The organism is Streptomyces ipomoeae 91-03 (assembly GCF_000317595.1).
Lineage (GTDB): Bacteria > Actinomycetota > Actinomycetes > Streptomycetales > Streptomycetaceae > Streptomyces > Streptomyces ipomoeae.
Genome location: NZ_AEJC01000083.1, coordinates 1 through 13368 on the forward strand (window position 1 = coordinate 1; position 13368 = coordinate 13368).

The following is a 13368-nucleotide window of genomic DNA, read 5'->3' on the forward strand; positions in this document are numbered from 1 at the left end:
CCTCTCGCACCTCAGGCCTGTGCGGCCCGGGCACTCACGGCGTCGGCGTGGCGTGCGGGTCGCACTTCACGTCGGCCTTGCCCACCTTGCCGGTCAGCAGGTAGGTGTCCACGCGCTGGTTGACGCACGGGTTGGTCAGGCCGGTCACACCGTGCGAGCCCGCCTTCTTCTCCGTGATCAGACGGGAGCCCTTGAACCGCTTGTGCAGTTCGACGGCGCCCTCGTACGGGGTGGCCGCGTCACGCTCGGACTGGACGATCAGGACGGGCGGCAGACCCTTCTTGGTCGTCACGTTCACCGGCGTGTACTGCTTGGACTGCCAGGTGGCGCACGGCAGGTTCATCCAGGCGTTGGCCCAGGTCATGAACGGGTAGTTCTTGTGCAGCCGGGTGTTGTCGCGGTCCCACTTCTTCCAGCTCGTGGGCCACTTGGCGTCGGTGCACTCGACCGCGGTGTAGACGGCGTTGCCGTTCTCGGAGGCGGCGTTGCCCGCGGTGTCGGTGAGGTCCGGGGCGGCGGCGTCGACCAGCGCCTGGGTGTCACCGGCGGCGTACTTGCTCCACACCTGGGCGGTGGGCGCCCACGCGGAGTCGTAGTACGGGGCGCTCTGGAAGAAGGAGATCAGCTCGGCCGGGCCGACGAGCCCGCCGATCGGGTTCTTCTTCGCGGTGGCCCGCAGCTTGAGCCAGTTCGCCTGCACCTTGGCCTGGGTGTTGCCGAGGTGGTACGTCGCGTCGTGCTGCGCGACCCACTTCGTCCAGTCCTTCCAGCGGCCCTCGAAGGCGACGTCCTGGTCCAGGTTGGCCTGGTACCAGATCTTCTCGCGCGAGGGGTTCACCACGCTGTCCACGATCATGCGGCGGACGTGCGTCGGGAAGAGGGTGCCGTAGACGGCGCCGATGTAGGTGCCGTAGGAGACGCCGAGGAAGTTGAGCTTCTTCTCGCCGAGGGCGGCCCGGATGACGTCCAGGTCGCGCGCGGTGTTCGGCGTCGTCATGTACGGCAGCATCGCGCCGCTGCGCTTCTTGCAGCCGGCCGCGTAACTGGCGGCGAGCTTGCGCTGCTTGAGCTTGTCGGCCTCGGAGTCCGGGACCGGGTCCATCTTGGGCGCCTTCACGAACTCCTGCGGGTCGACACAGGAGATGGGCGCCGACTTGCCGACACCGCGCGGGTCGAAGCCGACGAAGTCGTACGCCTTGGACACGTTCGTCCACAGCGGGTTCTTCGTGGTGACCCGGCGCGGGAAGCGCAGACCCGAGCCGCCCGGACCGCCCGGGTTGTAGACGAGGGCGCCCTGGCGCTCCTTCTTCGTACCCGTGTTGCCGATACGGTCGACGGCGAGCTTGATCTGCTTGCCGTTCGGCTTGGCGTAGTCGAGCGGCACACTGACCCAGCCGCACTGGATGGGCTTCTCCAGCCCCCAGTCCTCAGGGCAGTCCTGCCACTTGATGCCCTTCTTCGCCGCCTTCGCGGCGGCGACGGCGACACCCTTGGCCTCGCGGTCCTGGACCGTGCGGGTCTCAGCGGCACTGGCGGCCGGCGCGGTGACGGCGCCGGCTATCAGAGTCGCCGTGACGAGCGCTCCGGCAGAACCGAACGCAGCCGCCCGCCTCGTCGGTCTCATACCTCTCAAGAGGGAACTCCCCGTACATCGTTGCGAAGTTTCGAATGGTCACGGGGATCCTCGTGCCTGTGAGGCATCTGAGAACAGAGGAGCGGAGGGTTCTTTACTAATCCGATAACCGGTACAGAGTGTCCTGTTGATCGGAGTCCGGCTCAACCGTCCAGCTCGGCAAGGGCCTTGTCCAGCACGCGCCGCAGCCGCAGCGCATCGGGCGCGAGCGCGCTGACCAGCACGGCCGGTCCGGCGAGCGGAGTGAGCGCGGCGGACTCGCCCCACACCCTCGGCTCGGGCACCCGTTCAGTGAATTCCGGTCGTACGACGACGAGTTGCCCCAAGGCACGGTACCCGCCCAGCACGGCGGGACCGTCCCAGCCGCCGGGCGCCCCCGGCCCGCAGGCCACCTCCTGGTCGAGCAGCGGACGCCCGTCCAGCCGCAGGGTGAGCCGGCTGCTCAACCGCCCGGGTTCCTCCCCGACCCGGCCGAGCACCTGCTCCTCGCGGAACACCAGGCGGGCCCCGGCGGCGAGTTCGACCGACGTCGACACGCACAGGTCACTTCCCTGTGCGGAGATCAACTGCTCGGGCAGCCAATGGAGTTCGCCCCCGGCCGCGACCTCGATCCGTACGTCGTAACGGGCCTCGCCCTTGCTCTGCCCCGGCAGGGCGATGGTCGCGGCGGCCGACCCGAGGCGCAGTCGCGCGCCTTCGCCGACCTCCGCCTCCACGGCGAAACGGTCACCGCCGAGCGGTCCGCTCATGGCGCCGACCAGCATCACCCGCGCCTCGTCTCCGCTGCCCCGGGTGCGGCGCAGCGCCAGCGGGCCCTCGCTCTCCAGTACCGGCAGGGCCGTGCCACCCCGCCCGTCGGCGCGGGCCGCGATCCGTGCGGTCGCCTTGACCCCGGCCGTCGTCATACCGCCCACGCCGCGTGCTTCTCCCTGACCCAGGCGGCGACCTCCGTGACCCCGGCCTCGCTCCTGAGCGACTGGAACACCACCGGCAGCTCCGCCCGCTGCGCCTTGGCGTCCGCCGCCATGCGCGTGAGGTCGGAGCCGACGTAGGGGGCGAGGTCCGTCTTGTTGACGACCAGGAGGTCCGCGGTGGTGACTCCCGGGCCGCCCTTGCGTGGGATGTCGTCCCCGCCGGCCACGTCGATCACGAAGATCTGCGCGTCGACGAGCCCCTTGGAGAAGGTGGCGGTGAGGTTGTCACCGCCGGACTCGACGAGAATGAGGTCGAGGGGGCCGACCTCGTCCTCCAGATCCTCCACGGCTTCGAGGTTCGCGGAGATGTCGTCCCGGATCGCGGTGTGCGGGCAGGCGCCCGTTTCGACGGCGGTGATCCGCTCGGGCGGCAGCACGGCCTCGCGGAGCAGGAACTCGGCGTCCTCCCGGGTGTAGATGTCATTGGTGACGACGGCGAGGGAGAGCTCGTCGCGCAGGGCCCGGCACAGCGCGGCGACAGTGGCCGTCTTGCCGGACCCGACCGGTCCGCCGAGCCCTATCCGGAGGGCGCGGCGGGTGCCGTCGGGCCGGTGCGCGTCCGCGCTGACGGCGGAGGGGCCGTCGTGGGAGTGACCGTGGCCGAGATGCATGAGAGCGGCTCCTTGTGTGTAGCTGTTTCCATCGTCGTCGTACGGGGGCGAAAAACACTCACGAGGCGAACAACCGCACAGGCCACCCCGCATGTACCTCCGCCCCCACTTCCAACAGCGGAGCGGAAGCCGCAGGCAAGGCGTCCACCCCACCCACGACCGCCTCCCGCGCCGCCTCGACCGCCGCCCCCACCACCCGGTCCACCTCCGGCGCCAACCGCGCCAACACCCCGGTCGCCTCGAACGGATCAAGGCTCAGCAACCGCACCACCGCACCGGCCGGCCCACTGATCCCCTCGTACGCGGCGCAGTACGCCACGTCATCCGCTCCAAGTCCCGCCGCCCGCGCCGTCACCCCCAACACCACCGGCTGATGCGCCCCCTTGGGGAACTCCCGGGCCACCGCGTCGAGTTCGTCCGACGGCCAGGTCGCCCGAGCCGCCCGCATCAACTGCCGCCCCAGCTTCCGCGAGGCGCCCCGCAGGGCGAGGGACGGCGTCCGGGCATCGGCGGCGGCATCCAGTTCGACCGGATCCACGCCGAGCGCGGCGGCGGCAGCCAGGGCGGCCGACACCAGTCCGGCGGTGTGCAGCCGCCCTTGGCAGAACGCCTCCAGCCCGTCCACCCCTCTGATGCGCCCGGCCTTGACGGCCGCCTCGGCCCCGCCGGAGTGCGCATGCCCTCCGGCGGGAAAACGACCGTCGGCCAGGATGAGAAGCGCCGCCCTAGACATCACGGCCCCCGGAAGACCGGCAGACGCCGGAGGACCGGCAGACGCCGTAGGACCGATGGGCTCCATGAGCCCGACAGGCTCCGTAGGCCCGGCAGACGCCGTGATCGCGGCCGGACTCAGCGGACATCACGAACCCCATGAATCCCCGCACCCCTTGAACTCTCTGGACGCATGGCGGCCTCAGAAGAGGAAGTAACGCTGGGCCATGGGCAGTTCGGCGGCGGGCGTGGCCTCCACCAGCTCCCCGTCGATGTGCACGGCGAAGCTGTCGGGGTCGACGCGCACCTCGGGTCGGGCGTCGTTCTCGCGCATGTCGGCCTTGGTGACCCCACGCGTCGACTCGATCGCCACGAACCGCTTCCCCAGCGACAGCCGCTCCGGCAACCCGTCCTCGATGGCCAGCGGCGCCACGAAGTTGAACGAGTTGGAGGCGGGCGCCCGCCCGATCGCCCCGTACATGGGGCGGGGAAGGATCGGCTGCGGCGTCGGGATGGAGGCGTTGGCGTCGCCCATCTGCGCGTACGCGATCTGCCCGCCCTTGATCACGAGCTGCGGCTTGACCCCGAAGAACGCGGGCTCCCACACCACGAGGTCGGCGAGCTTGCCGCTCTCGACGGACCCGATCTCCCGGGCGAGGCCCTGCGCCAGCGCCGGGTTGATCGTGTACTTGGCGACATATCGACGTACGCGGTGGTTGTCCGCGCGTCCGTCGCCCGGCAGCGCGCCCCGCCGCCGCTTCATCACATGCGCCGTCTGCCAGGTCCGCAGGATGACCTCGCCGACCCGGCCCATGGCCTGGGAATCGGAGGAGATGATCGAGATGGCGCCCAGGTCGTGGAGGATGTCCTCGGCCCCGATCGTGGACGGCCGGATGCGGGACTCCGCGAAGGCCAGGTCCTCGGGGACCGCCGCGTTGAGGTGGTGGCAGACCATCAGCATGTCGAGGTGTTCCTCGGCGGTGTTGACGGTGTAGGGCCGGGTCGGGTTGGTGGAGCTGGGCAGGACGTGCGGCTCCGAGACCACGGTCATGATGTCGGGCGCGTGCCCGCCGCCCGCGCCCTCGGTGTGGTACGCGTGGATGCCCCGACCCGCGATCGCGGCGAGCGTGTCACCGACGAACCCGGCCTCGTTGAGCGTGTCCGTGTGGATGGCGACCTGGATGCCGGTCCGGTCGGCGACCGTCAGGGACGCGTCGATGACGGCCGGCGTCGAACCCCAGTCCTCGTGCAGCTTCAGACCCAGTGCCCCACCCCGGATCTGGGACAGCATCGCCTCGTGCGAGACGGTGTTGCCCTTCCCCAGGAAGCCGATGTTGAGCGGGTACTGCTCCATGGCCTCCAGCATCCGGGCCAGGTGCCAGGGACCGGGCGTGACGGTGGTGGCCTTCGAGCCCTCGGCCGGGCCCGTACCGCCGCCGACGAGCGTCGTGATACCCGCCGACAGGGCCTCGTCCGCGATCTGCGGGCAGATGAAGTGCACGTGCGCGTCGATGGCGCCGGCGGTGACGATCCTCCCGTTGCCCGCGATGATCTCCGTCTCGGGGCCGATGACCAGATGGGGATGGACCCCGTCCATGGTGTCGGGGTTGCCCGCCTTGCCGATGCCGGTGATCCGGCCGTCGCGGATGCCGATGTCGGCCTTGACGATGCCCCAGTGGTCGATGATCACCGCGCCGGTGATGACCGTGTCCGGGGTGCCGTCTGCGCGCGTAGCACGCGCCTGGCCCATGGATTCGCGGATGACCTTGCCGCCGCCGAACACGGCCTCGTCACCGGCGAGGCCGGGCCCGCCGGAGCGGTCCTCCTCGATCTCGACGAGCAGATCGGTGTCGGCGAGCCGGATGCGGTCACCGGTGGTCGGGCCGAACAGGTCGGCGTACGCGGCACGCGAGATCTCAGGCATCGAGGGCACCTCCGGTCTCCCCGCGCAGTCCGGGCACGACACGGGCGCCGCTGAGCGGTACGAGTTCGACGTCGACGGGGATCCCGGGCTCGAAGCGCACGGCGGTGCCGGCGGCGACGTTCAGCCGCTTGCCGCGCGCGGCGGCACGGTCGAACTCCAGGCCGGGGTTGGCCTCGGCGAAGTGGTAGTGGGAGCCGACCTGGACGGGCCGGTCGGCGGCGTTGAGGACGGTCAGCCGAGTGATCTCACGGCCCTCGTTGTAGACGATCGGGCCTGAGTCGAAGAGGATCTCTCCGGGAATCATCGAGACCCCTCTCAGACGATCGGGTCGTGGACGGTGACGAGCTTGGTGCCGTCCGGGAAGGTCGCCTCGACCTGGACGTCGTGGATCATCTCGGGGATGCCCTCCATGACGTCGTCCCGGGTGAGCAGCTTCCGGCCGGACGCCATGAGTTCGGCCACCGTACGACCGTCCCGCGCGCCTTCGAGGATGTGCGCCGTGATCAGGGCGACGGCCTCCGGGTGGTTCAGCTTCAGCCCGCGGGCCCGGCGCTTCTCGGCCACATCCGCCGCCACATGGATCAGCAGCCTCTCCTGCTCGTGCGGGGTCAGTTGCACGGCGTCCACCTCACATCCTCGCTCCGGACCGTGCGGGGTCCGGTTGCCGCGGCCCCCGGCGAAATCGCTGGTGGCGTGGCCGCAGGCTAATTGGGTGGCGTTTCAGCGACGTTAACCGACGCGTGATCCAGCCGCGTCGACCCCGGCCATGAAGTCCAGCATCCGGCGGTTGGTCTCCTCGGCGTGGTCGATCTGCGGCCCGTGGCCGGTGTCGGAGATGATCTCGGCTCGGGCGCCCGGTATCAGACGCGGGACCCGCTCCCGTTGCCGCTGTGGGTGGACGAGGAGGCTGCGCCTGCCGAGGAGCAGGTAGAGCGGGGTGCGGATGGTGGACAGTTCGGCCTCGGTCAGGGGCAGCGGGGCCGGTCGGCGGATGCGATAGGCGCGGACCGCCGCCCTGATCATCGTGCGCAGCTCCGGTACGACGAGGACCGGCTGTTCCAGCCAGGCCGCCAGGCGCGGGCGCAGCGCCTTGGGCGCGAAGGTCGCGAAGAGGCTGACGAAGATCCAGACGAAGAAGCGCAGCCCCACCTTCTCCAGGCCGCCGGGGTCGAGGAGCGTGACCGAGGCGAGGCGGCCGGGCCTGCGGTGCGCCTGGTTCAGGACGAGCCAGCCGCCGTAGGAGCTGCCGACGAGGTGGACGCGGTCGAGGCCGAGTCCGGCGAGCGTCTCGTCCAGCCACTGGGCGGCGTGTTCGGGCTGGTGAATGGGGGCGTACTGGACGCTGCGGCCGGGGTCGCCGGGCGTGTCGAGGGCGTAGACGGGGCGCTCGGCGCTGAGGTCGGGTGTGTTCGGGTACCACATGGCCGAGCAGGAGCCCGCTCCGTGGATCAGTACGACGGGTGTGCGGGACCGGGCCTCCGGGGCGGCGGGGCCGTAGCGGTACACGTGGGTGAGGCCGAAGGAGGTCTCCACGTCCCGTTCCTCGATCGCGGTCGCCCCCAAGGCGTAGACCACGTCGCAGGCCTCGAAGTAGCGGTCGCGCCGGGCGTCGCTCACGTAACGGCCGACGTCGGCCTGGGTGGTGCGGGCAGTGGTCTCGGACACGGCCACCTCCGGGAGCTCAGTTTCGTGATACGAACGTACCACGATATTGGTACGGCTGTATCATCAAAGGACCCGGCAAGACACTCCCCAGGGCCGTACCAGCGGGAACGAGAAGCGGAGGACCGGCGTATGCCCAAGCGCGTGGATCACACCGAACGGCGCACCGAGATCGCCGAGGCGCTCGTACGGGTCGCCGGGCGACGCGGGCTGCATGCCGTGGGGATGCGCGACGTGGCAGCGGAGGCCGGGGTGTCACTGCGGCTGGTGCAGTACTACTTCGAGACGAAGGAGAAGCTGCTGCTCTTCGGACTGGAGCGGCTGGCGGAGAGATTCGGGGAGCGTGTGACTGCCCGCGTCCGGGCCGCCGGGGACGACCCGGGCCCGCGCGCGACGATCGAGGCGCTGCTGCTGGCGGCCCTGCCGACCGACGAGGAGAGCCGTACGTTCCACCTTCTGTACACCTCGTACGCCGTCCTGTCGGTGAACGACCCGGCTCTCGCCGCCCAGCCCTTCATCAGGAACCCCGACGCCGCCGAGGACGCCGTGACCGACCTCCTCCGGCGGGCGCAGGAGACGGGTCTGCTCGACCCCGCCCTGGACGCGCGACGGGAGGCGATCGGTCTGCTCGCCATGTCCGCGGGACTCGGCACCGGCGTCCTGGTCGGCCAGCGCGGCCCGGAGTCCGCCGCGGCGGTACTGGAGTATCAGCTCGACCGGCTGTTCCACGCCCCTGCGAGCGGCGCCTAGCGCTCCGGAACCGACCGGGTCACCCCTACGACTACACGGTTACGGCTACGGCTACGACGCCCCGCTCCCCCGGTGCTCCGCCGTGATCCCGAACCGCTGCTGCTCGCGCGGGGCCGACGCGACCTCGCGGACGCCGGAGACCGCGCTGACGACCGGCTCCTCGGCGGGCTCCTGGAGCGCTTCGAGCTGCTCCAGGTCGGCGGCCGAGACCAGGGCGACGAGGGGCTTTCCGTGCCGCGTCACGACGACGCGTTCGCCGCCGTAGACCACCCGGTTGATCAGATCGGCGAGCTCAGCCCTGGCTTGCGTCACCGGAATCTCGTAGGCCATGCAGTCCAGCTTAGACCGGGTGCCGCGCCGCTCCCCGAGCGGAAGATCCCATTCTGGTCCGCGGCGAACGCATCGTTCGTACGATCTGACACAGCCTCCCGCAGGAGGCGTTCATGACAACCGAACACAGAGGGGGACGCATGTCCAGCCTTTCCAGGCGTTCGCTGCTCGGGTACTCGGGGACGGCGGCAGCGGGGGCGGTGCTCGCGTCGAGCGGGACCGCACAGGCGGCCGAGACAGCGACGGCGGACACGAGTGCGAGCACGGCCGCCGCGAGCGACACGGCGGCCGTGGAGTTCCCGCCCGGCACCGAGTTCTCCGGTAACTCCGGCCTGAGCGTGCCGGAGGAGGACGCCTACTACTACCTCAAGATCGGCTTCACCGTGGAGATCTCCTCGATAAACGGCGACACGGCACCGGCGGAGAACAACGTCACCCCCGCCGAGATCGCGAACGCCCTTTCCGAGTTCGCGGTCTCGAAGGGCTGGCCGCCGATCACCTTCTCGGGCAGACCGGCCCCCGTGGCCATCAACTGACCCCGCCCGGCCCGCACACCACGGCGCCCCGGACCATCCCGGGATGCTGTTGGTTTATTCGGGGCCGTGCGTGACGTCGGCCTTCGAGACCTGGTTGTGGTCTTGAAGGCCGACGTTGTCGTATGGGGTGGGTGCGGATGTCGATGCAGCCGAAGGGGTCTGGGGAGATCCCGGCGGAGACGGTGCGGGTGGCGCGGGCCGCGTTCCCGAAGGGGAGCCTGGCCATGCGGCTGCGGGACGAGTTGGGGCCGATGTTCACGGATGAGGAGTTCGCGGACCTCTTCCCCGCCCGGGGGCGTCCTGCCTGGTCACCCGCCGGGCTGGCACTGGTGTCGGTATTGCAGTTCGTCGAGGGGCTGACCGACCGGCAGGCGGCGGAGGCGGTGCGGGCACGGATCGATGTCAAGTACGCGCTCGGGCTTGAGCTGGACGGTCCGGGCTTCGATTTTTCGGTGCTGTCGGAGTTTCGGGACCGGCTGGCTCGGGTGGACGGCGGGCGGCGGGTGCTGGACGGCGTCCTGGCCGCGGCCCGGGAGAAAGGGCTGCTCAAGAGGGCGGGGCGGGCCCGCACGGACTCCACGCATGTGTTGTCGACGGCGCGTGAGCTGTGCTGGCTGGAGATGGTGGCGGAGACCTTGCGGTCGGCGTTGAACGCGCTGGCGCAGGCGGCACCGGACTGGCTGGCCGGTGCCGCCGAGCCCGACTGGTTCCGGCACTACGCGACCAGGGCCGAGGACAGCCGGTTCCCCACCGGCCGCGCGAAGCGGGACGAGGTGGGGACGCGGATCGGCCGGGACGGAACACACCTGCTGACGGCTGTCTTCGCGTCCGGCGCCCCCGAGGCTCTGCGCCGGCTCGCGGAGGTGGAAACCCTGCGGAAGGTGTGGGTCCAGCACTTCCACCAGGTGGAGGGCGAGGTGAGGCGGCGGAGCCCAAAAGACCGCCCGCCGGGCGCGTTGCGCCTGGTCACCCCGTATGACACCGACGCGCGTGGCAGTGTCAAACGCGACACGATGCGGGACGGTTACAAGGTCCACCTCACCGAGACCTGTGAGCCGGACACCCCGAACCTGATCACGAACGTCGCCACGACGGTGGCCACCGTCCAGGACCGGTCGATGGCCGAGACGATCCACAACCAACTCGCCTCGCGTGACTGCGTACCCGGCGAGCACTGGGTCGATGCCGGCTATCCCACCGGCGCGGCCCTGGTCAGCGCAAAGCGCGACCACGGCATCGCGCTGCACGGCCCTCTCCAGGCCGACAGCAGTGCCCAGGCCGGTGCGAACAGTGGCTTCGGTCAGGACGCCTTCACCATCGACTGGGAGAACGGGAAGGCTGCCTGTCCCGGCGGCAAGACCAGCATCCGCTGGGGCGAGAGGCTTTCCCAGCGCGGGCAGCCCGTGCTCGAAGTGCAGTTCTCCGTACTCGACTGCCGCCCGTGCTCGTTGCGGAAGGCATGCATCAACTCGCCCAACGGCACACGTCGCTCGCTGCGGCTACGTCACCACGACGAACACCACGCGCTCCAGGCGGCCAGAGCCGAGCAGACGAGCGATGAATGGAAGGGACGCTACAAGGTCCGGGCTGGGGTCGAGGGCACCATCGCCCAGGCTGTTCAAAGCTGCGGACTGCGCCGATCCCGCTACCGGGGTCTGGTGAAGACCAGCCTCCAGCACCAGCTCACCGGCGCGGCGATCAACCTCGCCCGCATCGACGCCCACCTCGCCGGTAGACCACGAGCCCGCACCCGCACCAGCCACTTCGCAGCACTTCGCCCCGCCGACCAAACAATCGACGAGGCGAAGTAGTAGGCCCCGAATAAACCAACAGCATCCCATCCCGGTCCGGGGCGCCGTCGCATGCCGGTCGCTCCACGTCGCGTGGGGGGCGCTCACGTCTCATGCCGATCGCCCGTACGTCGCACATCAGTTGGTTCAGCCACTCCGAGAACGCCGTTTCGCTCCGGCGCACCCCTCTCCATCCACTCCGGCGCACCCCTCCCCACCCGCTCCGAGTGTTCCCCTCCCCGTTCGCTCTCAGCGTCCCCCCTCCCGACCCCTCTCGTACGTCCTGTACATTCTGTACAGAAGTTGATCTGAGGAGGCCCGCGCAATGCCCGCGAACCGACCATCAGCCCGCCATGTGCTGCCCGAGTTCACCGAACGCACGAGCGCGGGCAACCGGACGATGGATCCGTACTCGAAGCTGCTGGAGGAGCGGATCGTGTTCCTCGGGACACAGATCGACGACACCTCGGCGAACGATGTGATGGCGCAGTTCATGCACCTCGAGTACCAGGCCCCGGACCGGGACATCTCCCTCTACATCAACTCGCCCGGCGGCTCGTTCAGCGCGATGACGGCGCTGTACGACACGATCCGGTTCGTCACCTGCGATGTGGAGACCATCTGCCTGGGGCAGGCGGGGTCGTCCGCCGCCGTGTTGTTGGCGGCGGGGACGCCTGGCAAGCGATACGTCCTGCCGGGAGCGCGCGTGATGATCCATCAGCCGGCGTTCAGCGAGCCGATGCAGGGGCAGACCAGCGATCTGGTGATCCAGGCGGAGGAGTTGATGCGCAACCGGCGGAAGCTGGAGGAGATGCTCGTACGGCACACAGGGCAGAGCCCGGAGCGGATCAACGCCGACATCGAGCGGGACAAGATCCTCGACGCCCGGGCGGCGGTGGAGTACGGCCTGGCCGATCGAGTGATACCGAGCCGCAAGGCCTCGCGTACGCCCCCCGGCGCGAGGTGAGCGGCCGATGCTCCCACCCGAGTTGCCGCCGTTGCCCGCTCTCACGCGCGCCGAGGCGGAATTGATCGACCGTTATCTGGACGTGGTCGACCTGCTGGGCCGGATCAATCCGGCCCGCCCCGGCGACATCTATCGCGGACTGCGGGCGGCGCAGGCGCTCGTCGGCAAGGCGACCGCCCTGCGCAACGCGCTCGAACTGATGCACAGGCGGGGGGAGAACGAGGTGCACGCCCCCACCCTCGCGCGGGCGCTACGGGTCCTCGACGGCGAACGGCGCGCCGCGCGGGTCGCACTGCCGCCCACGGCGGAGACAACGGAGAGTTGACCGCCCCGGCCACCCCCAGTCGGCCCTCGGCCGCCACCCGATTGTCCCTGTCCGCCCCCAAGTGCCCACAAATACCCCCAATCGCCCCCCAGGACAGAAGACCGACCGGCATGGGTGGCGCGTGCGACCCGGGTGGCCGGTCTGAACGGAGTCCGGGTCGCGCGCCGTACTGAGTGGCGTCCGGCCCGGGCCGGGAGCAGAGGGAGGGCATCGGCGCGACGACGCACTCGCTCATCTCGCTCCAGGCCCCGTGGAGTTGTGCGACATGCCTGCTTCCGGGCCGGAATGCGGTATTCCGGTGGTGGCGCGAGGCTCCTCGATCGGGTGGACATCTCTGGCGAAATCGCCCCGCGCATCCGAATATGCAAGTGGTGAGTAACGCCACAAATCACTGATTCCGTTGGGATTTTCGGACTTCCGTACGTCAAGATCCCTTCCTGACGACAAGCCCCCGCCACAGCGGCGGGGCGATCCGGGCGGACGCCGAGTCCTGCCGCCGTCCGGATGACCGGTCGACAGAAGTGCACCGGCAGGAGTGGAGGACCCAAGCACGACGGGTCGCCGGAGCGGTCAAGCCATGACCGTGCCGAGCAGCCCTTGGGGTGAAGCCGCATCCGCGGCCGGGCAACTTCGCCAGCCCGAATCCGACAGGTCATCCTTCACAGGCGGCTGACGAAGGGTTGCGCATGACTGCGCTCAATCGTGTCCCGTCGCTGTTGACCCGGGCCGGTACGGCCTCGGCTCTGACCATCGCCGCCGTGGGCGGCAGCATCGTGGTCCCGGGCGTCGCATCCGACGCCGAGGCCGCCACCGTGGCGTCGAAGGCACTCAAGGTCGCGGCTTCCAAGAAGGGCTCGCCCTACCGGTGGGGCGCCACGGGTCCCAGCAGGTTCGACTGCTCGGGGCTGACGCTCTACTCGTTCAAGAAGGCGGGCAAGAAGCTGCCCCGGACGGCCCAGCAGCAGTACAACAAGACGAAGCACATCTCCGCGAGCAACCGCAAGCTCGGAGACCTCGTCTTCTTCCACTCGGGCTCGAGCGTCTACCACGTCGGTATCTACGCGGGGAAGGGAAAGATCTGGCACTCGCCGAAGACCGGTGACGTCGTCCGGCTCCAGAAGATCTGGACGAAGAGCGTCTGGTACGGCCGAGTCC

15 protein-coding genes and 1 riboswitch are annotated in these 13368 nt (G+C 69.9%); of the genes, 6 read left to right on the top strand and 9 right to left on the bottom strand.

What is annotated here, in order from left to right; translation table 11 throughout:
* Positions 1-34: 34 nt before the first annotated feature.
* The 8 genes from STRIP9103_RS05190 to STRIP9103_RS05225 all read right to left on the bottom strand — a co-directional run bounded on the left by STRIP9103_RS05190 (position 35) and on the right by STRIP9103_RS05225 (position 7518).
* Positions 35-1624: an alpha/beta hydrolase gene (locus STRIP9103_RS05190; protein ID WP_009299654.1), complete on the bottom strand. Its 1590-nt coding sequence runs from the start codon at positions 1622-1624 to the stop codon at positions 35-37.
* A gap of 152 nt (positions 1625-1776) precedes the next feature.
* Positions 1777-2538: an urease accessory protein UreD gene (locus STRIP9103_RS05195; protein ID WP_048819734.1), complete on the bottom strand. Its 762-nt coding sequence runs from the start codon at positions 2536-2538 to the stop codon at positions 1777-1779.
* Positions 2535-3218, bottom strand: coding sequence for an urease accessory protein UreG (ureG, locus tag STRIP9103_RS05200; RefSeq protein WP_009299675.1), 684 nt, complete (start codon positions 3216-3218; stop codon positions 2535-2537). Before ureG ends, STRIP9103_RS05195 begins: the two co-directional genes overlap by 4 nt.
* A 58-nt stretch (positions 3219-3276) precedes the next feature.
* Positions 3277-3951 carry an urease accessory protein UreF gene (locus STRIP9103_RS05205; protein ID WP_048819735.1) on the bottom strand — a complete coding sequence of 225 codons (675 nt, stop codon included), beginning with the start codon at positions 3949-3951 and terminating at the stop codon, positions 3277-3279.
* Positions 3952-4131: 180 nt separating this feature from the next.
* Positions 4132-5853: an urease subunit alpha gene (locus STRIP9103_RS05210; RefSeq protein ID WP_009299656.1), complete on the bottom strand. Its 1722-nt coding sequence runs from the start codon at positions 5851-5853 to the stop codon at positions 4132-4134.
* Positions 5846-6157 (bottom strand): urease subunit beta, encoded by a 312-nt coding sequence (locus tag STRIP9103_RS05215; protein WP_009299662.1) that lies wholly within the window; start codon positions 6155-6157, stop codon positions 5846-5848. Before STRIP9103_RS05215 ends, STRIP9103_RS05210 begins: the two co-directional genes overlap by 8 nt.
* 11 nt (positions 6158-6168) lie before the next feature.
* The gene (locus STRIP9103_RS05220) at positions 6169-6471 is read right to left on the bottom strand and encodes an urease subunit gamma (protein ID WP_048819736.1); all 303 of its coding nucleotides are present in this window, start codon (positions 6469-6471) and stop codon (positions 6169-6171) included.
* Positions 6472-6582: 111 nt separating this feature from the next.
* Positions 6583-7518 (bottom strand): alpha/beta fold hydrolase, encoded by a 936-nt coding sequence (locus tag STRIP9103_RS05225; protein WP_100243854.1) that lies wholly within the window; start codon positions 7516-7518, stop codon positions 6583-6585.
* Positions 7519-7647: 129 nt separating this feature from the next.
* Between STRIP9103_RS05225 and STRIP9103_RS05230 the strand changes: the two genes are divergently transcribed.
* Positions 7648-8265, top strand: a complete 618-nt coding sequence (locus tag STRIP9103_RS05230) for a TetR/AcrR family transcriptional regulator (RefSeq protein WP_009299658.1) — start codon at positions 7648-7650, stop codon at positions 8263-8265.
* A 51-nt stretch (positions 8266-8316) separates the two neighbouring features.
* Here STRIP9103_RS05230 and STRIP9103_RS05235 read toward each other — a convergent pair whose 3' ends face one another.
* Positions 8317-8595, bottom strand: coding sequence for a type II toxin-antitoxin system Phd/YefM family antitoxin (locus STRIP9103_RS05235; protein WP_009299673.1), 279 nt, complete (start codon positions 8593-8595; stop codon positions 8317-8319).
* 140 nt (positions 8596-8735) lie between these two features.
* Here STRIP9103_RS05235 and STRIP9103_RS05240 point away from each other — a divergent pair, with 140 nt between their 5' ends.
* The 5 genes from STRIP9103_RS05240 to STRIP9103_RS05260 form a co-directional block, all read left to right on the top strand.
* Positions 8736-9131, top strand: a complete 396-nt coding sequence (locus STRIP9103_RS05240; RefSeq protein WP_048819732.1) for a twin-arginine translocation signal domain-containing protein — start codon at positions 8736-8738, stop codon at positions 9129-9131.
* Positions 9132-9268: 137 nt separating this feature from the next.
* Positions 9269-10942: an IS1182 family transposase gene (locus STRIP9103_RS05245; RefSeq protein ID WP_063747267.1), complete on the top strand. Its 1674-nt coding sequence runs from the start codon at positions 9269-9271 to the stop codon at positions 10940-10942.
* A gap of 304 nt (positions 10943-11246) precedes the next feature.
* A complete protein-coding gene (locus STRIP9103_RS05250) occupies positions 11247-11888 on the top strand; it encodes an ATP-dependent Clp protease proteolytic subunit (RefSeq protein ID WP_009299663.1) in 642 nt (213 codons plus the stop codon).
* A 7-nt stretch (positions 11889-11895) separates the two neighbouring features.
* Complete coding sequence (locus STRIP9103_RS05255; protein ID WP_009299671.1) at positions 11896-12213, top strand: hypothetical protein; 318 nt, start codon at positions 11896-11898, stop codon at positions 12211-12213.
* A gap of 512 nt (positions 12214-12725) precedes the next feature.
* Positions 12726-12896: riboswitch (cyclic di-AMP (ydaO/yuaA leader) on the top strand.
* Between the two features lie 3 nt (positions 12897-12899).
* On the top strand, positions 12900-13368 hold a 469-nt coding region (locus STRIP9103_RS05260), incomplete at its 3' end, for a C40 family peptidase (protein ID WP_048819733.1).